At 62.9% G+C, this 18390-nt stretch carries 18 protein-coding genes, 1 tRNA gene and 2 rRNA genes; 4 read left to right on the top strand and 17 right to left on the bottom strand.

Features of this window, described 5'->3' with window-relative positions:
* Nucleotide 1: 1 nt before the first annotated feature.
* From fliP to WKH79_RS00055, 14 genes are all read right to left on the bottom strand, one after another.
* Nucleotides 2-769, bottom strand: coding sequence for a flagellar type III secretion system pore protein FliP (gene fliP / locus WKH79_RS00120; protein WP_341859246.1), 768 nt, complete (start codon nt 767-769; stop codon nt 2-4).
* Nucleotides 766-1047, bottom strand: coding sequence for a flagellar biosynthetic protein FliO (locus WKH79_RS00115; protein ID WP_050599098.1), 282 nt, complete (start codon nt 1045-1047; stop codon nt 766-768). The genes fliP and WKH79_RS00115 overlap by 4 nt, the downstream gene beginning before the upstream one ends.
* Complete coding sequence (locus WKH79_RS00110) at nt 1047-1268, bottom strand: FliM/FliN family flagellar motor switch protein (protein WP_341859245.1); 222 nt, start codon at nt 1266-1268, stop codon at nt 1047-1049. Before WKH79_RS00110 ends, WKH79_RS00115 begins: the two co-directional genes overlap by 1 nt.
* Nucleotides 1198-1371: a FliM/FliN family flagellar motor switch protein gene (locus tag WKH79_RS00105; protein ID WP_341859244.1), complete on the bottom strand. Its 174-nt coding sequence runs from the start codon at nt 1369-1371 to the stop codon at nt 1198-1200. The genes WKH79_RS00110 and WKH79_RS00105 overlap by 71 nt, the downstream gene beginning before the upstream one ends.
* A gap of 6 nt (nt 1372-1377) precedes the next feature.
* The gene (locus tag WKH79_RS00100; RefSeq protein WP_341859243.1) at nt 1378-2271 is read right to left on the bottom strand and encodes a FliM/FliN family flagellar motor C-terminal domain-containing protein; all 894 of its coding nucleotides are present in this window, start codon (nt 2269-2271) and stop codon (nt 1378-1380) included.
* A complete protein-coding gene (locus WKH79_RS00095) occupies nt 2271-2726 on the bottom strand; it encodes a flagellar basal body-associated FliL family protein (RefSeq protein WP_341859242.1) in 456 nt (151 codons plus the stop codon). The genes WKH79_RS00100 and WKH79_RS00095 overlap by 1 nt, the downstream gene beginning before the upstream one ends.
* A 154-nt stretch (nt 2727-2880) precedes the next feature.
* Entirely contained in the window at nt 2881-4170 is a 1290-nt protein-coding gene (locus tag WKH79_RS00090) for a hypothetical protein (RefSeq protein ID WP_341859241.1), read from the bottom strand.
* Between the two features lie 60 nt (nt 4171-4230).
* Nucleotides 4231-4596: a hypothetical protein gene (locus WKH79_RS00085; RefSeq protein ID WP_156488869.1), complete on the bottom strand. Its 366-nt coding sequence runs from the start codon at nt 4594-4596 to the stop codon at nt 4231-4233.
* Nucleotides 4597-4606: 10 nt separating this feature from the next.
* Complete coding sequence (locus WKH79_RS00080; RefSeq protein WP_269420705.1) at nt 4607-5938, bottom strand: FliI/YscN family ATPase; 1332 nt, start codon at nt 5936-5938, stop codon at nt 4607-4609.
* Nucleotides 5926-6504 (bottom strand): FliH/SctL family protein, encoded by a 579-nt coding sequence (locus WKH79_RS00075; RefSeq protein WP_050599092.1) that lies wholly within the window; start codon nt 6502-6504, stop codon nt 5926-5928. The genes WKH79_RS00080 and WKH79_RS00075 overlap by 13 nt, the downstream gene beginning before the upstream one ends.
* Complete coding sequence (gene fliG / locus WKH79_RS00070) at nt 6497-7516, bottom strand: flagellar motor switch protein FliG (protein ID WP_050599091.1); 1020 nt, start codon at nt 7514-7516, stop codon at nt 6497-6499. The genes WKH79_RS00075 and fliG overlap by 8 nt, the downstream gene beginning before the upstream one ends.
* Entirely contained in the window at nt 7513-9141 is a 1629-nt protein-coding gene (gene fliF, locus WKH79_RS00065) for a flagellar basal-body MS-ring/collar protein FliF (RefSeq protein ID WP_269420703.1), read from the bottom strand. Before fliF ends, fliG begins: the two co-directional genes overlap by 4 nt.
* A 3-nt stretch (nt 9142-9144) precedes the next feature.
* Nucleotides 9145-9507, bottom strand: coding sequence for a flagellar hook-basal body complex protein FliE (gene fliE, locus WKH79_RS00060; RefSeq protein WP_050599089.1), 363 nt, complete (start codon nt 9505-9507; stop codon nt 9145-9147).
* The gene (locus tag WKH79_RS00055) at nt 9504-10757 is read right to left on the bottom strand and encodes a sigma 54-interacting transcriptional regulator (protein WP_341859240.1); all 1254 of its coding nucleotides are present in this window, start codon (nt 10755-10757) and stop codon (nt 9504-9506) included. The genes fliE and WKH79_RS00055 overlap by 4 nt, the downstream gene beginning before the upstream one ends.
* A 220-nt stretch (nt 10758-10977) precedes the next feature.
* On the opposite strand from WKH79_RS00055, the gene WKH79_RS00050 reads away from it, so the two are divergent.
* The 4 genes from WKH79_RS00050 (at nt 10978) to WKH79_RS00035 (ending at nt 14918) form a co-directional block, all read left to right on the top strand.
* Entirely contained in the window at nt 10978-11853 is an 876-nt protein-coding gene (locus WKH79_RS00050) for a flagellin (RefSeq protein ID WP_341859239.1), read from the top strand.
* Between the two features lie 186 nt (nt 11854-12039).
* Complete coding sequence (locus WKH79_RS00045; protein WP_230833319.1) at nt 12040-12606, top strand: hypothetical protein; 567 nt, start codon at nt 12040-12042, stop codon at nt 12604-12606.
* Nucleotides 12607-13123: 517 nt separating this feature from the next.
* Nucleotides 13124-14527 carry a histidine kinase dimerization/phosphoacceptor domain -containing protein gene (locus WKH79_RS00040; protein ID WP_341859238.1) on the top strand — a complete coding sequence of 468 codons (1404 nt, stop codon included), beginning with the start codon at nt 13124-13126 and terminating at the stop codon, nt 14525-14527.
* A gap of 16 nt (nt 14528-14543) precedes the next feature.
* A complete protein-coding gene (locus WKH79_RS00035; protein ID WP_341859237.1) occupies nt 14544-14918 on the top strand; it encodes a response regulator in 375 nt (124 codons plus the stop codon).
* A gap of 179 nt (nt 14919-15097) precedes the next feature.
* Here WKH79_RS00035 and WKH79_RS00030 read toward each other — a convergent pair.
* From WKH79_RS00030 to WKH79_RS00020, 3 genes are all read right to left on the bottom strand, one after another.
* A tRNA-Met gene (locus WKH79_RS00030) sits at nt 15098-15174 on the bottom strand.
* 110 nt (nt 15175-15284) lie between these two features.
* Nucleotides 15285-15399: ribosomal RNA gene (gene rrf / locus WKH79_RS00025) — 5S ribosomal RNA — on the bottom strand.
* A gap of 165 nt (nt 15400-15564) precedes the next feature.
* Nucleotides 15565-18356: ribosomal RNA gene (locus tag WKH79_RS00020) — 23S ribosomal RNA — on the bottom strand.
* Between the last annotated feature and the right edge of the window lie 34 nt (nt 18357-18390).

Raw genomic sequence — 18390 nt, 5'->3', positions numbered from 1 at the left:
TCTATCCGAAGCTTGAGGCGAGCGAACCCATCAGAAGCGCCCAGCCGTCGACGAGGACGAACAGCAGCAGCTTGAAGGGCAGCGAAACGATCATCGGGCTCATCATCATCATGCCGAGGCTCATCAGCACGCTGGAGACGACGAGGTCGATGACAAGGAAGGGCAGGAACAGCATGAAGCCGATCTGGAAGGCGGTCTTGAGTTCGCTGGTAACGAAGGCCGGCAACAGGATCGAGAACGGCACGTCCTGCGGGCTGGCGAACTGCCCCGCCCCGGCGATGTCGGCGAACATCTCGAGGTCGTATTCGCGGGTCTGGCGGATCATGAAGCCATGGAACTGGTCGCCGGCGCGCTCGATCGCGACTTCCGCACCGATCTCGCCGGCGGAGTAAGGCGCAATAGCCGCCTCGTTAACGCGCTCCAGCGTCGGTGCCATGATGAACAGCGACAGGAACAGGCTGATCCCGATCAGGACCTGGTTGGGCGGCGATTGCTGCAGGCCGAGCGCCTGACGCAGGATCGCGAGCACCACGATGATGCGCGTGAAACTCGTCATCATCAGCAGCAGCGCGGGCAGGATGGTCAGCAGGCCCATCACCAGCAGCAGCTGGAGCGACAGGCTCAGCGGCTCACCACCGGCGCCCGCCATCTGGCCGAAGGCGCGGTCGAGCGCGCCCGAGACCGCGGTATCCCCGGTCTGCGCGCTGGCCAGCGCGGGATAGAGCAGCGCCGTAGCGGTGGCAGCCAGCTTGGACAGGCGGAGGATCACTGGACGATGTCCCCGGCCTGCTCGCGAGCGGGCGCTTCGGCCAGCCGGGTCAGCCCGTTGCGCGAGGTCGAGACGAGGATTTCGCGGCCATGGAACTCGATTACCGCCAGCCGCAGCGTGGGCGAAAGCATGGTGGTTTCGACAATGCGCACCGCCTTGCTGCCGCCCGTGGGGGCGCCGAACTGGCCCTGCATCTTCTTGGCCAGCTTCAGGCTGCCCCAGATCATGAAGCCGATCAGCGGCAACAGGATCAGCAGCTTGAGGATGTACCAGAACATCAGGCGGTCTCGGCCGTGGGAGCCGAAGTAACAGTGATCGGCTGCGCGCGGCGTTCGACTGCCGGCTCGCTCGACCCTGCGCCCATGATTTCCAGCACCCGGATCGCGAACCGGTTGCCCTGGGCGATCACCTCGCCGCGCGCGATCAGCTTACCGTTGACGAACATGTCGAGCGGCTCGTCGGTCAGGCGGTCGAGTTCGACAACGCTCGATCTCGCCAAGCGCGAGCACGTCGCGCAGGCGCATCGACTTGCGGCCGAGCTCAACGGTGAGCTGGACATCGATATCCTGGATAAGGCCGAAGCCGTCTGCATGCGTAGCCATTGGGTGTTACTCCGAGAGAGAAGTCTGGTTGAGTTCGAGCGCCACACGGTCGTCGAGTTCGCCGACGCAGCCATGGGCAATGGTGAGGTCGCCGATCAGCAGCGGGACATTGCGGTTCACGGCTACGGGGATGACCGCGCCGGGTGTGAGGCTGGCCAGCCGCGCGATGGACATCGGGACATCGACCAGCACCGCACGCAGCGGCAGAGCCACATCGGCGATCGCCGAACCGTTGATGCCGCGCGCGCCGATCGGTCGGCCCTTGGCGGGCGATACGGTGCGCGTACCGACGATCCCGGCGATGGTCTGCTCACATGCGGCGAGCCGGATCGACCATTTGCGCGCGGTCTTGGTGCTGCTGACTGCCAGCGTCGTCGTCCACACCCGCTCGCCGCCGCCGAAGGGTGCCACCTGTTCGATCACGTCGCCATTGGCGCTGGCGGCGATACCGCGCTGGTCGCTCGCCCGGCGCAGCACTTCGGCCATGCGGTCCTCGAACTGCTGGGCGAAATAGCGCGCCGAAGCGGGCAACGCGGTGCAGCCCTCGTCGATATCGCCGGTTCCGCCGAGGATCCGTTCGAATTCGCCGACGAGTTCGCCGATCCGGACCGATACCAAGATGCCCCGGCTTTCCTGGCCGAGCGCGAAGAAGCTGTGCCGATGCGCGGTGCCGACCTGTGCGTACCAGTCGGCCACCGGCATCAATTCGGTTTCGGCAACGTCGACCACGATCGCGCGATCGTCACACAATTGGGCCACTTGCCCAGCCGCCTCGAGTGCCGCCGCGCGAGCGAAGCGGGCGAATTCGATGTCGAGATCGGGCGGCGTGGCCGCGCGGCTCAGCAGCTCGGCGCAGTGCTGCGCGGCCGGGGCCTGTGCTACGGGGGTCGGCTCGTTCATCATTGGACGATGAACGACCGGAAGTAGACGTTGTCGACACCGCCGAAGCCTTCGCGTTCCTCGAGCGCTTCGTTGATCGCCTTGGTGAGCCGTTGCTGCAGCTTTTCCTTGCCCGCCACGCTGGCAAGATCGGCTTCATCCGTTGCGGCCAGTTCGGTCAGGATCCGCGAGCGCAGCGCGGTTTCATGCTCGTCGAGCCACATCAGCACGCGGCCGTCGTAATGCGTCGATGCAGCCAGGCTGACCTGCACCAGCGCACCGCTGTTGCCGAGGTTCGAAGTGAACTCCTCGGTGAAATCGTAATAGGCGGTGCGGTACTTGCCGCCGCCCGCGCCGTGAACGACGGCGGCCTTGTCCTTCAGGTCGCCTTCGCTCGCCGCCGGAAACGGGTCCTCGTCACCCTTGCGCACCAGCTTGGGGTTCGGATCTTCCTTCTCACCGTCGGGGCCCAGCATGCCACTGGCGAACGCGGCATAGGTGCCGCCACCCCCGCGGCGAGCAGCACGAGAGAGAACAGCGCCATCTTGAGCAGCCCTCCCTTCTTCTTGACGGGTTCCTGAGGAGCGTTTTCGGTCGACATGGTGGTTTCCTGCTAAAATCTGGATCGGATCAGGCGTAGAGCGCGTCATCGGAAGACGGCGGCTGGGCCTGCGGGTTGGAATGGCCGGCGCTGCCGCCATCACGGCGTCCACGCTGGTCGGATTGCTGCGAACGCTGCTGCTCGGCGTCGGCCTGGCCGGTGCCCGAACCCGCAGCGTTGCCGCCTGCCCCGCGCTCACCATTGGCCGCGGGCTGGTTGCCTGCCTGTGCTGCCTGCGTGAACGCTTCGGGCTGGCGCGCGGAGGGCCGCTCGTTGGCCATTGCCGCGGTCAGAGCCCGCTGGGTTTCCCCGTCCTGCGCGGCGATCTCGACATTCATGCCGCCAGCCGATTGGTCGAAGGTCACGGTCAGCTGCCCGAATTCGCGGTGCGCCACGGCAATGGCTGCTGATTTCGTCAGGTCGACCTGGCGGGCGGCCATCAGATGCTCGACCACGCGTTCGACATTGGCGAACTGGTCGCCCGCGATCGGACGCGGCGCGGCGGCCACAGGCCGAACCGATGCCGCGCTCTCGTCGGAAAGCGCCGCAATGCCTTGCGCCGCGGGTTTCGCGGTATCGGTCTGGGCCATCGCCCGCAGCTTGCCCTTGTCGGCAAGTGCACTGTCTTCAGCCGGCTTGCCGCCATCTTCCGAGGAAGGTTTGTCGCCGCCATCCGAACGCATGGCCCCCGGTGCGCCCAGTGCAGCGCGATCGCCCACTTGCGCCGCGGCAGTTTCCACCTTCGCAGTCACCGTTGTCGCGGCTTCTGCCGATGCGGCGGCCTCTGCTGCAGCGCCCGGCAGCGTGATTGCCGCCATGCCGTTCTGCACCGCCGAACCAGCCGCAGCAAGGCGGCCGTCCTGCGGGGCCTGCGCAGCGGAAATACGCACTTCAAGCCCCCCGCCTTGCGCCGGGCTTGCCGCCACGTTCGTACCGGCCGGCGTATGCAGCGCCGACGGCGTGCCTGGCGCATTGCCGGGTGCAGCGCGAGAACCGGTCTCGGGGACGACACCGGTCTCCAGCGTCACGGCCAGTTGCGGCACTCCGAGCGGAGTGCCGGAAGCATCGTCCGGCACCACCGGCAATCCCGCGGCATCGACCGGCAATTCCTTGCCGCCCGGCAAATCCTGCGCCTGCCGGTCCGGCAATGCGCCGTCGCCCTCAGCATTCGCCGGGATGAAAGATGCCAGCTGGTCGAGCATTTCGGAAAACCCGTCCCGCGCTTGCGAACCCTCGGTTTTGCGCGCGTTTCGGCCTTCCAGCGCACCGCCGGCGGCGGGGCTTTCGGGAGATTTCGGCAGGGCAAAAGAAAGGTTCATGACGGGTCCGCTTCTTGTTCACCGACCTACTATCAAGAAGCATGCCAAATAAGCTTGGCGTTAACCGTTCTCGATCCCGGCAATCACGAGCTTGGCAAGATCACGCGTGCCTTCGGCAGCCTTGCGAAGGCGCATGTCGGACTGGGCGAAATCCTCGCGCTTGGTTTGCGAAAGCAGCTCGGCTTCCTCGGCCTGTCGCTCGCTCAACTCGCTCAGCTTCTGCAGCTGGTCGCTCATCGCCTTGCCGCTGCGCAGGTCCGCAGCAACCATGTCGCCGGACCGCTGGGCGTAATGCTCGGCCAGGCTGCGCGTTCTTTCGGCGACGCCCGAAAGGCGCGCACGCGTGGCTTCGGCATCGCTCGCGGCAACCGCCGACTGCATGCGCTCGACCGTCCGCACCCGCTGGATCAACTGGGCACGTTTCAATTTCCGGCGGTCAGGCCGCATGGCCGACCAGTTCGCTCATCTGCGCAAAGGCAGTGGCGACATCGATGCTTTCCTCGCTCGCCTGCGACAGGAACTGGCACATACGCGGGTGCAGCGCGATCGCCTCGTCGAGCAGCGGGTCGGCACCTTGTCTATACGCCCCCATCATCACCAGGTCGCGATTGGCTTCGTAAGTCGCGCTGAGCGCGCGGAAGCGGCGGGCAAGCGCCGCGTATTCGGATGGCACGATATCGTTCATCACGCGGCTTAGCGACGCGCCCACGTCGACCGCGGGGTACTGCCCGCGCTGGGCGATCTCGCGCGAGAGCACGATATGCCCGTCGAGAATGGCACGCGCGGTGTCCACCACGGGATCGTTCTGATCGTCGCCATCGGCCAGGACGGTATAGATCCCGGTGATTGCGCCGCCTGATTCTTCAGAATTGCCCGCGCGTTCGATCAACTTGGTGATCGTCGCCAGCGCCGACGGCGGATAGCCGCGTGCGGCGCCGGGTTCGCCCAGCAGAATGCCGATTTCGCGCGCGGCGTGCGCCACGCGGGTCAGGCTGTCGAGGATCAGGAGCACGCGTTTGCCTTGCGAGCGCAGATGTTCGGCGATCGAGGTCGCCAGCATCGCGCCGCGCAGGCGGAGATTGGCGGCATGATCGGCAGGGACGGCAACGATCGCCGTGGTTGCGGCGCGTTCCCCCGCCATATGGCGGGTAACGAAATCGGACACTTCGCGGGCGCGCTCGCCGATCAGCCCGACGACCACGGCATCCGCATCCGCGCCGTCGACGATCATGTCCATCAGCACCGACTTGCCCACGCCCGACCCGGCGACGATACCCACGCGTTGGCCGACACCGAAGGTGGTGAGCGCGTTGAGCGAACGGATGCCGCTGTCGAAAACCTGCGTGACGCGCGAACGGTCCAGCGCGCCGACACGGTGCCCGCCAGCTGGCCAGCTGGTGGTCGCCATGACCGGTCCGCGGCCGTCGATCGGCTCACCCGCCCCGTCGACCGCACGGCCGAGATATTGCTCGCCCACGCTCAGCATGCCCGGATTGCCTTCGGGGCGCACGATGGCGCCCGGACGCAGCAGAACCGTGTCGCCGAGCATCATCATCATTGTGTGCCCGTTGCGGAAACCGATGGTTTCAGCGCGGTGTTCGGTCGAAGCGCCTTGCGCGATCGAACACAGCGTGCCGATCGGCACGCCCAGGCCCGAGACCTCGATCAACCCGCCATCGCAGGCCACCACGCGGCCGAACCGGCGCGGGGCAAGATCGAGCGGGGACGTTCCGACCGCCGCCAGCGTGCGGTCGATCAGGGCCTGCATGTATCGAAGATTTCGTTCAGTGCGCGGCGCCACTGCTGCGGGCCGTCCTCGACCCCGCCATCGTCTGTTTCGACCCGCAGGCCGCCGCGTTCCACGCTGGCGTCGGGTACCAGCTCGAGATCCCCCGCCACGCTGTCGCGCACTAGCTCGAGATCGTCGGGGTTGATGTGTATGATCCGCTGGTCATGCTTGCGTTGCAGCATGGAAGCGGCGGCTTCGACCCGGCGGGCCAACCCCTCGGCATCGAGCGCCAGCGGCAGCACCGCCTCTTCGCACAATGCATGAACCGTTTCGAGAAGGCGTTCGCGCAAGTGCCGCCCGCTTTCGGCATCGAAGCGCGCGAAGGCGGTTTCGATGGCCGACCGCGCAGCCCGCTCGGCCTGCAATTGCGCTTCACATTCGGCGCGGGTGGAAATCTGCCCGTCCTCGTAACCGGCCCGGTAGGCCTGTTCGGCGGCATCCTCGGTCGGCGCCGCCGGCACCGCGTCGGCGGGCGGTGCGGTGTAGCGGGTATCGCGGGAAAAGCTGCCCCGCTTGCCCAGCGCTGCATAGGCGACCCTAGACATAGTCTTCGTCGCCCTCGCCCATGATGATATCGCCCTGCGCGATCAGCCGCTTGGCAATCGCGACGACTTCCTTCTGCGCGGTTTCGACTTCGCTCTTCTTCACCCGGCCCCGCATTTCGATCTCGTCGCGCAGGCCGTCGGCAGCCCGCGACGACATGGCACCGAAGAACTGTTCGCGCTGGTCCTCTTCGAGACCCTTGAGCGCGAGGACCAGCGTATCGCTTTCGATCTCGCGCAGCAGGACGCCGGTCATCTTGAGATCGAGCACGAACAGGTGCTCGAACTTGAACATCTCGTTCTCGAGATCCTTGGCGAGCTGCTCGTCGATCTTGCCGATCGTGGGCAGCACGCGCTGTTCGACGCTGCGGTGCGAGCTGTTGATGATTTCGGCAGCCTGTTTGATGCCCCCCATGGTCAGCGGGATCGTGCCATGCAGCTTTTCGATCTTCGCATTGAGCGTGGCTTCGAGAATGCCGATCGCCTGGCGCGACACCGGACCCAGCCGGGCGACGCGGTGGAGCACGGGAGTGTGCATGTCCTCGGGCAGCGCGGCGAGCGCCTGGGCAGCGACTTCGCTGTCGAGCTGCAGCAGCAGCACGGCAATCGCCTGCGGATGCTCGTCGGCCAGGATTTCGCCGATGATCTTCGGATCCAGCCAGCGCAGCAGACCCAGCGCAGGCAGGTTCTCTTCTTCCGCAGCGGGCGCAACCTGGCGCATGAGATTGTCGGTCTTCACCTCGCCCACCGCTTCGGTCAGCAGCTTGCGGACATTGTCGACGCGGCCATGCCCCGAAATGCCGCTGTTCTCGGTGGAGCGCGAGAAGCCGGCGATGGCGTCCGCAATCGCCTGCGGTTCGATCTCGCCGATGCCGCACATCGTCCCGGCCAGCTGCCGCAGTTCATCGGGGGTGAGCTGGCTGAGGATGCGCGAGGCGTCCTCTTCTGCCAGCAGCATCACCATGATGGCCGCCTTGTCGGTGCCGCCCAGAAGTTGCGGTGCGGGCGCGGTCATGCCGAGGCTCCGGTGCGGGTGTCTTCGGCCAGCAGGCGGCGCAGCGCCAGCACGGCATTGTCAGGGTTTTCGCGCGCGATCCGCTGGGCCAGTTCGATCTGGCCGTCGAGCGACTGCCTGTCGAAAGGCGGTACGGTATCGGCCGCAGGACCGCCAAGTGCAGGCTGCTGTCCGCCGCCGACTTGCGGTTCTGCCGCCCCCTTGCCCTTGCCATCACCGCGCAGCGCCTTGATCGCGGGCCGCACGGCGAGGAACAGCACCAGCAGGACCGCCAGCAGAGCGACACCATTGCGCACGGCCATGCCGAACCAGCTGGTTTCGTAGAACGGCACGCTTTCGGCTTCGATCTTCTCGAAGGCCCGCATGACGACGGTAACCTTGTCGCCGCGATCCTCGCGCGCACCCACGGCTGCGGACACCAGTTCCTTCACCTTGTTGATATCGGCTGCGCTTGCCTTCTCCAGTGCGGCCTGGTCGATGGCCACCGCCACCGAGAGATACTTGATCGATCCCGGGGTCAAATTGGAGACCGAAACCTCGCGGCCCAGTTCATAGACACGCGTGGCGCTGCTTTCGCCGACGCCGCCGCCTGCCTGCGCGGCATTCTCGTTATCCTGCGGAGCGCCTTCGCGCGCCTCTGCTTCGGCGGGCGGCGTGTTGGCAAGCACGCCGGGAATCCCGCCGGCCTGCGCCCCAGCGCTTTGCGAAAGCTGGGTGGTCTCGCGGCGGATGGTGCCGTCCTTGTCATAGCTTTCGCGCGCCGAGGTTACCTCGTTCATGTCGAGATCGACCTGGACTTGCGACGTGAACGCAGCCGCACCGAACATCGGTGCCAGCAGCTGATCGACCTGCGCGTTGAGCTTGGCTTCCATCTGCGACTGCAGGTCGAGCCGGCCACTGTTGGGATCGCGCATCTGCGTCAGCAGCTTGCCGTGCTGGTCGACGACCTTGACCGCGTCGATGCCGAGCCCCGGCACCGAACCTGCGACCAGATTGGTGATCGCTGTGACTTGGCTGTCGGTAAGCTGGCGGCCCCGCGCCATGCGCAGCATGATCGATGCGGAAGGTGCGACGTCTTCACGTACGAAGACCGAACGTTCGGCCTTGGCAATATGCACACGGACCGCCTCGACGCCGTCGATTTCCATGATCGTCATCATCAGTTCGCGTTCCTGCGCCGCCCGCAGCCGGTCGCCCTCGAGGGTCCGGCTGGCGCCCATCGGCAGGTTCTCGATCAGGTCAGCGCCGCTTTCGGGAGTCGCCAGCGATCCGTCGGACGCCACCAGCATCCGCGCGCGATAGACATCGTCTTCGCCCACGGTCAGTGCGCCGGTGTTGTTGTCGATGGTGTAGTCCACCCCCGCCTGGTCGAGCGTGGCGACCACGCTCGCGCGCTCGGCATCACCGAGCGAGGAATAAAGCACGCGCTGCGGCGCGGGCGACAGGGTCGCCCAGGTCAAGGCCAACAGGCCGAGGCCCGCAGTGCCGGCAAACAGCGGCAACACCTTGCGCACAGGCGGCTGCGCCGCGAACGTCCGCAAACGTTCGGCGAAGCTCCCCGTCCCTTGAGTGAGCGGGGTCAGCACGCTTGGCGGCGGACTATCTGCAGGAACGATGCCGTTCATGGATTAGACCCCCATCCGCATGGTTTCCTGGTACGCAGACAACAGCTTGTTGCGTACCTGGAGCGTGGCCTCGAACGCCACCCCGGCTTCCTGCCGGGCCAGCATGACCTTGGCGATGTCGGTTTCTTCACCGCGCTCGTAAGCCGCGGTCAGCTTGCCGGATTCGGCCTGGACCGAATTGACGTTCTCGAGCGCGGTGCGCAGCGAATCCCCGAAACTGGGTGCGCCGGTTGCACCTTCGGCCGGGGCCGCAGGCTTGGGTTCGTGCAGTTCCTGCAGGACCTTCGACCGGTCGATGATCTGCTGGCGCAGCGCGATGACCTGTTCGAGCGATCCGCCGCCGCCAATTCCGCCTACCGGGTTCATCGGCCTGCTCCCACGGCAATTCCGGCTTCACGGAACGAAGCCAGGCGATAGCGCAGCGTGCGTTCGCTGATCCCCAGCGCGCGTGCCGCATTGGCACGATGCCCGCCAACCGAATCCAGCGCTTCCATAATGGCGCGGGCTTCCGAGATCTGGACGATCTTCGACAGCTTGGCCGGACCCTTGGCCTCTTCGGCAGGCTGCGTCGCGGCCGGCGTCTCGACCGCCCGTGCGGTCATGTCGAAGACGATATGTTCGGTTCCGATCTCGCCGCGCCCCTGCGACAGCAGCAGCGCACGGCGGATTACGTTCTCGAGCTCGCGGACATTGCCGGGCCAGGCGTAGTCGCCCAGCATAGCAAGGGTAGCATCGCTGATCCACGGAACCGCATCGCCCTTGGCAACGTGGCGCAGCACCATGGCAAAGGCCAGCGGCGCTATGTCGGCGCGGCGTTCGCGAAGCGGCAGCATCTCGATGGGAAATACGTTGAGGCGGTAATAGAGGTCGGCGCGGAACCGGCCCTCAGCCACTTCCTGCGGCAGATCGCGGTTGGCGCAGGCAATGATGCGGACATCGACCTTGATCGGGCGGGTCGCGCCGATCGGAACGACTTCGCCTTCCTGCAACGCGCGCAGCAGCTTGGCCTGAAGCGACAACGGCATTTCGGCGATTTCGTCGAGCAGCAGCGTGCCGCCGTCAGCCGCACGGAAAAAGCCCTCACCCGCCGCGTTGGCGCTGGTGAACGAGCCCTTTTCATGGCCGAACAGCATCGCTTCCAGCATCGTTTCGGGGATCGCGGCGCAATTGACCGCGATGAAGGGTTTTTCCGCACGCTCGCTGCGGCGATGGATGAAGTTCGACAGGACTTCCTTGCCGGTTCCCGTCGGGCCATTGATAAGCACGGGAATATCGGTCCGCGCGAGGCGATCGGCCAGCGCGATGACCGACAGCGACGCCGGGTCGGCTGCAACCGGCCCCTGGCCGGCATAGGTCATGGCGACCAGCGCGGCGAGGCTGCTCTCGGCGATCGGATCGCTGTAGGTCAGCTTTCCGCCCGCACCGACCAGTTCGATCGCGGGCATGTCGCCGCGTGCCAGCGTGATGGTGCGCGCATCGCGACTGGCCGAAAGATCGCTTTCGTCCGCCAGCGTAACCGGCCGCTCCATGAACAGCGAGGATGCAATCCCCGCCATCCGGGCATCGATCGTGCTGTGCGTACGCGAAAAATTCGCGCTCTTTGTAATCCCGTCCATTTGTGCCCCCACATGGCATGTCTTATCGACAGACGTGGAAATGGCGCAGGGACGTCAAAAGAACGGCTAATTTTAGGGCTGGTAGATTTACGAGGTCGGCTTGGAAACCCGCTCGCTGAAAATCACAATGCCCTTAATCCCGAGAAGTTCCTGCCGGTCTGGTTTCTGGCTGCCGCATCCCGAACGGGGGCAGTGATCGTAGACCAAAGGGAAACTAGCCATGAACGTCATCAACACCAATATCGGCGCGATGAAAGCCGCCAACTCTTCGAACGCTGCCGGGAAGGCTCTCGGAACCGCCATGGAACGCCTGTCGACCGGCAAGCGCATCAACAGCGCGAAGGACGACGCGGCCGGTCTCGCCATTGCCACTTCTATGACCTCACAGGTTAAAGGGATGAGCCAGGCGGTCCGCAACGCAAATGACGGTATCTCGCTCGCACAGACTGCTGAAGGCGCACTCGGCGAAGTTAGCAATATGCTCCAGCGCGTCCGGGAACTCGCCGTCCAGTCGTCTTCGGGAACATATCAAGCGGACGACCGGAAGGCTATGCAGGCCGAAGTCAGCGCCCTCAATGAACAGATCAGCGATGTCCTCACTAATTCCAAGTTCAACGGCAACGCTCTCTTCAAAGTCGTGGGCGCAGCCCCTGTAGCTACTGACGACCTCAGCTTCGACATTCAGGTCGGGGCTCAAAAGGGTGAAACTATTGCTTTGACGAGCAAGGCGTTCGACGGAACCAAAATCTTCGGCGGTACAAACGTCGCGTACAACGCTGCAGAAGCGGCTCAAGCTCTGGATGTCACGGACGCAACCAAAGCCGGCACTACGATTGATAACGTTGATGCTACGTTGAAAGGTGTTAACGCCACGCGTGCCGCACTCGGTGCCGGTCAGAGCCGCTTGGAATCGGCGATGAATAACTTGAACGACAACATCACGAACCTGTCCGACGCACGTTCGCGGATCGAAGACACCGATTATTCGGCCGAAACGACCGCGCTCGCCAAGGCGCAGATCCTCAGCCAGGCTTCGAGCGCAATGCTCGCACAGGCCAACCAGAGCCAGCAGAACGTGCTTTCGCTGCTCCGTTAATCCTCCCGATACCCACATGATCGGGATGATGGCCCGTCGCTCGAAAGGGCGGCGGGCCTTGCCTTGTCCGATGTCCCGACATAGCGGCTCTGCTGTTCATGGCAGACCGCACTAGGGGTTAATACGTAAGTGGGCACATAGCCTATCTTGCAAAACCATCGGGCATGTCGGCTTGGGGGATTGAACATGCTTACTGCCGCCTACGAAACGCCGGAACCCTATTCCAACTGCGCTCGGATCGAGCCGCGGACCAACATGTTCGTGATGGCCTCGCTCGCGGCTGGGCAGGCGCAGGCAACGGTCAAGGTCCGCAACATGTCGACCAGGGGGGCACTGATCGAAGGCACGTCTCTTCCTCCCGAGGGGGCCGAGTGCCTGCTCCATCGCGGCGACATAGCGCTCGAGGCCACCGTGGTGTGGATGAAGTTCGGCAAGGCCGGTATCCGTTTCCACCAGCATGCCGATGTGGCGCAATGGTTGCCTTCGGGACGCCGGACGCAGAACGACGTCGATGCCGCGGTGGCATTGGCCAAGGCGCAGCCCGCGCCTGCAGCTCCCACGAGCCACAAGCCGGCACCATTGTTCTCTGCCGAGTTGAGCCGCGAGGACGTCACCGCCATCGCCGCCGCAGTCGAAGCGCTGGCCGATGACCTCGCCGAGGATCCGGCGGTCGTCGCGCGCTTCATGACCAAGCTTCAATCGCTTGACGTCGCCGCGCAAACGCTGCGCAAGTTGAGCGACCTCATCCCCTGATCGCAATCGGCATAGCGCCCCTTCCGCCGGAACACGAGCGTGAAGATCGGCGCGGGCGCCAACCCTGGCCAGCCGGCCTGTTTATGAGTTAGGAGAGCCTAGTATTGGCGTGGCCGGGCGTGCCATTCCCGAATAGTTTCGCTACATAGAGCGCACGTCGAAGCACAAGCGCCCCCACGCCGGCGGTTACAGCGTCGGGTGGTTGCTAGTCTTCGTATCGGATGGGGTAGCCAGCCATCTTTTTTAAGAGGAGGCAAAGCCGGTCAGGACTGACATGGCGGCGATACGCGCTATCGGCATACCGTAGCGGCCGCTCGAGCAGCCACGCGGGTCTCCCGCCTCTGTTAGGCCAAGCCCACCGTACCAAAAACCACTGACCTTGCCCCGATGGGCCAAGCTGCATATCAAGCCGGTCGTTTCTGTTTCAGGCTTTGGCTTCTGGCGTCCCGATCCGGCGCGATCGGGCCCAGTCACCCAAGAGAGGAATTCGGCCCTGGATACTTCGATCGACATGGGCGTGCTGTTCGACTCCCAACCGACGGCACAAATGGTGTTCCGGCCCGATCTGCACGTCGTCGCTGCCAATCGCTGCTATTGCGAGATGCTCGGTATCGAACGGGCGGAGCTGGTCGGCAAGCGTGTCTTCGAAGCCTTCCCCGCCAATCCCGACGATCCCCGGGCGGATGCCGAAGGCGAATTGCAGGCGTCGGCCGATCGCGTCGTGGAGACGGGCGAAGCGCAGGAGATGCCGCTTCGCCAGCATGATGTGGCAGGGCCCGACGGACATTACCGGGTCCGGTACTGGCGGATCGTCAATTCGCCGGTGTTCGCCGATCGCGGCGATCCCACCAGGGTCACGCACATCATCCATACGGCCGAGGACATCACCGGCAGGATCCTGGGCGACCGCGTTCACGAGGCGAAGCGGCGCGCTGCCATGCGCGGCGCGGATCTTGCCTATTTCGAATGGTGCCCGGGCAGCCGGAGCGTGTCGAGAACCCCGCAATTCGATACCATGTTCGGCTTCGCCGAGGAGGACCACGCCAATCCCATCCGGCCGTTCATGGAGCGGGTCCATCCCGACGACCTGGCCGGACTGGAAGCCGAAATGGAGCGGGTTTCCCGGACAGTGGGCGCCGACCTGCACCAGGATTTTCGCACTGTCTGGCCGGACGGTACGACGCGCTGGCTGCTGGTCCGCGGGGAATCGATCCGCAATCCCGATACGGAAGAGCTGCTGGTCGTCGGCATGCTGCTCGACGTCACGCATATCAAGCAGAGCGAAGCCAAGCTGCGGGAGGCGATCGCCGTGCGCGACCTGCTGATCGCCGAGGTCAATCACCGCGTGAAGAATTCGCTGCAGATGGTCACGAGCATCCTGAACCTCGAAGCGCAAGCGACCGGGGACGAGACCGCCCGCGTATCGCTGAATGCGGCGACGGCGCGCGTGCAGGCGGTCGCCGCAATTCACGCCTCGCTCTACGAAGACAACGATTTGAAGACGGTCAGGCTGGACAACCATATCGGGCGCCTTGTCGAACATCTTCGCGCATCGCTGCCCGGGAGAAACGAACAGGCGCCTCAGATCGTTCTGCAGGTGGCGCCGCTGCGCCTGCCGATCGACAAGGCGGTAACGCTGTCGCTGGCGGTCAATGAACTGGTGACCAATACGGTCAAGCATGCCAGCTGGCCCGAGCAGGGCGGCACCGTCACGGTCGAACTGCGACGGGAGGAAGGCGAACAGATCGTGCTCGAAGTGTCGGACAATGGAACAGGCGGCACGTCCGGCTTGTTGAGCGAGGACATGCCGTCATCGGGGTTGGGCAAGCGGCTTATCCGCGGGATGGCGGCCCAGCTGCGCGGTACGATAGAAGAGGAATGCGTGAATGGATGGACAACCCGCATCCTCTTCCCCGAATAGGGATTCCCGCGTCCGCGTGCTCATCATCGAGGACAACGCCCTCATCGCGCTCGATCTCGAAACACAGATGGAAGACCTGGGATGCGATGTCGTTGGCGTTGCGGTGACCGCAGCCCAGGCGATCGACACCGCGCGCCGGACCCTGCCCGACCTCGCGCTTGTCGATCTCCAGCTTGCTGACGGCTCGCGCGGGCAGGACGCGGCGCTGGTCCTGCGCTCCGAACTGGATGTGGCCTGTATAATCCTGAGCGGAAGCCTGCACAGCGTCACCGAGGAGGAACGACTTGCGATCCGTCCCCTGGCGATGCTTTCGAAGCCGATGCTCCCGCACGAACTGGGCGATGTCGTCTCGCGGTACCAGAAACCCCATCGGCAAACGAAGGGTCTGTAGCCAAACCGCTTCCCGTGATTTTTATGAGATCACCGGCAACTGCCGTGAGGCGTTCATTTGCTCTTTCCCTAGGTCTCAGAGCGAATTGCTCTTCCCGACCCACGGTGCGCATGCGCGCAGTTCCGGGTCTGCGGGCATGCTGCGGCGGAGCGTCGCTATTGGAGAGTTATTTCTAGAGATGGTTGCGGGGGTTGGATTTGAACCAACGACCTTCAGGTTATGAGCCTGACGAGCTACCGGACTGCTCCACCCCGCGGTACCTTCTTTTACGCCTCAAGCAGAGACGAAAAAGCCGCCGCGCGGTTTGCACCGGCAGCGGCTTTTTGAAATCGTGAATGGGTTTGTTCCGCGTCCGTCCGCTATAATGCCTGGCGGCGACCTACTCTCCCAGTGCTTGAGCACTAGTACCATCGGCGCAGTCCGGTTTCACGTCCGAGTTCGAGATGGGATCGGGTGGGTCACAGACGCTATAGCCACCAAGCAATAAAGCGGGCGGACGGGCCGCCCGCAGGTTTTACCCTGCGGGGACCGTATCGGATTTTAAATCGATGCTGTTGAGCTTTTGAGGGCTTATCCGGCTGAAGTTTCCTCTACCACCGTTGAGCCGCCTGTCTTGCGACAGGGCTGTCATTGATGGTGCAGATCCTACAAGCGCGAAAAGAACTATTAGGACCGGTTAGCTACACGCATTACTGCGCTTCCACACCCGGCCTATCAACGTCATGGTCTATGACGGTTCGAAGATTGCTTATCTCAAGGGAGGCTTCCCGCTTAGATGCTTTCAGCGGTTATCCCGTCCATACATAGCTACCCTGCGGCACCCTTGGCAGGATGACAGGTACACCAGAGGTATGTTCACCCCGGTCCTCTCGTACTAGGGGCAACTCCTTTCAACAATCGACGCCCACGGCAGATAGGGACCAAACTGTCTCGCGACGTTCTGAACCCAGCTCACGTACCACTTTAATTGGCGAACAGCCAAACCCTTGGGACCTGCTCCAGCCCCAGGATGTGATGAGCCGACATCGAGGTGCCAAACGATTCCGTCGATATGAGCTCTTGGGAATCATCAGCCTGTTATCCCCGGCGTACCTTTTATCCGTTGAGCGATGGCCCTTCCACGAGGGACCACCGGATCACTATGACCGACTTTCGTCTCTGCTCGACCTGTCGGTCTCGCAGTCAGGCATGCTTATGCCATTGCACTCTTGCAGACGGTTTCCAACCGTCCTGAGCATACCATCGCGCGCCTCCGTTACTCTTTAGGAGGCGACCGCCCCAGTCAAACTACCCGCCACAGAGGGTCCCAACACCGGATAACGGTGCGTGGTTAGACATCAGAAAATCACAGGGTGGTATTTCACAGGTTGGCTCCACACCAGCTGGCGCCGATGTTTCAAAGCCTCCCACCTATTCTACACAGTAATTTCCTAATGCCACTCTGAAGCTGCAGTAAAGGTGCACGGGGTCTTTCCGTCTAACCGCGGGTACTCCGCATCTTCACGGAGAATTCAATTTCGCTGAGCATATCCTGGAGACAGTGGGGAAGTCGTTACGCCATTCGTGCAGGTCGGAACTTACCCGACAAGGAATTTCGCTACCTTAGGACCGTTATAGTTACGGCCGCCGTTTACTCGGGCTTCAATTCGGAGCTTGCACTCCTCCTCTTAACCTTCGAGCACCGGGCAGGCGTCACACCCTATACGTCGTCTTGAAGCCGACTTAGCAGAGTGCTGTGTTTTTGCTAAACAGTCGCTACCCCCTGGCCTGTGCCCCCCACAAAGACTTGCGTCGATATGGGGCCTCCTTCTTCCGAAGGTACGGAGGCAATTTGCCGAGTTCCTTCAGGATACTTCTCTCAAGCGCCTTGGTATACTCTACCTGACCACCTGTGTCGGTTTCGGGTACGGTCTATAGTGAAGAGGCTATTTCCTGGAACCGCTTGGCTGCCCTCTCAATCCAATAAGAGAAAACAACTTCCACGATCCGTCACACATCTTCAGGCCCACGAATATTTACGTGGTTCCCATCGACTACCCCCTTCGGGCTCGTCTTAGGGGCCGGCTAACCCTGCGCCGATTAGCGTTGCGCAGGAACCCTTGGTCTTTCGGCGACAGGGCATCTCACCCTGTTTGTCGCTACTCATGTCAGCATTCGCACTTCCGATACGTCCAGCGTCGGTTACCCTTCGCCTTCACTCGCTTACGGAACGCTCCGCTACCGCTCAGAATAAATTCTGAACCCTAAGCTTCGGTGCATATCTTTAGCCCCGTTACATCTTCGCCGCAGGAACCCTTGTTTAGACCAGTGAGCTGTTACGCTTTCTTTAAAGGATGGCTGCTTCTAAGCCAACCTCCTGGTTGTTTTGGGATTCCCACATGCTTTCCCACTTAGATATGACTTGGGGACCTTAGCTGTAGGTTAGGGCTGTTTCCCTTTTGACGACGGACCTTAGCACCCGCCGTCTGTCTGCCGGATAAGACTCGATGGTATTCGGAGTTTGGTTAGGTTTGGTACCGCTCGCGCAGCCCTAGCCCATCCAGTGCTCTACCCCCATCGGCATACATCCGACGCTCTACCTCAATAGATTTCGCGGAGAACCAGCTATTTCCCGGCTTGATTGGCCTTTCACCCCTAAACACAGCTCATCCGAGAATTTTTCAACATTCACCGGTTCGGTCCTCCAGTGCATGTTACTGCACCTTCAACCTGGCCATGCCTAGATCGCCGGGGTTCGGGTCTAATCCATCATACTCAGTCGCCCTATTCAGACTCGCTTTCGCTGCGCCTACACCTAACGGCTTAAGCTTGCATGGTAGATTAAGTCACTGACCCATTATGCAAGAGGTACGCTGTCACCCCCTATGGGGCTCCAACTGCTTGTAAGCATCCGGTTTCAGGTACTGTTTCACTCCCCTAATCGGGGTGCTTTTCACCTTTCCCTCACGGTACTGTGTTCGCTATCGGTCATGTGCGAGTATTTAGGCTTGGAGGGTGGTCCCCCCATGTTCAGACAGGATTTCACGTGTCCCGCCCTACTCGAGTCCTTCATCATCACTTTCGCATACGGGGCTGTCACCCGCTATGGCCACTCTTTCCAAAGTGTTTTGCTAGTTGAAATGAAGGCACTGGCCTGGTCCCGGTTCGCTCGCCACTACTACGGGAATCTCTGTTGATGTCTTTTCCTCCGGGTACTGAGATGTTTCAGTTCCCCGGGTTCGCTTCACCAAACCTATGTATTCAGTCTGGTGATACCCTATCCACCTCTTTCCGACTGTCCGAAAACAATCGAAAGGAAATGGTGAGGGTGGGTTTCCCCATTCGGAAATCGCCGGATCAAAGATTGCTCACATCTCCCCGACGCTTATCGCAGCGTGCCACGTCCTTCATCGCCTGCACATGCCAAGGCATCCACCAAATGCTCTTACCTCACGCTTGAGAATCCACACCATCAACGACAGACCTGCATAAA

The organism is Qipengyuania sp. GPGPB31 (assembly GCF_038396345.1).
Taxonomy (GTDB): domain Bacteria; phylum Pseudomonadota; class Alphaproteobacteria; order Sphingomonadales; family Sphingomonadaceae; genus Qipengyuania; species Qipengyuania citrea.
The sequence above is the reverse complement of the archived record's forward strand: the minus strand, read 5'-3'. Positions and strand labels throughout refer to the sequence as shown.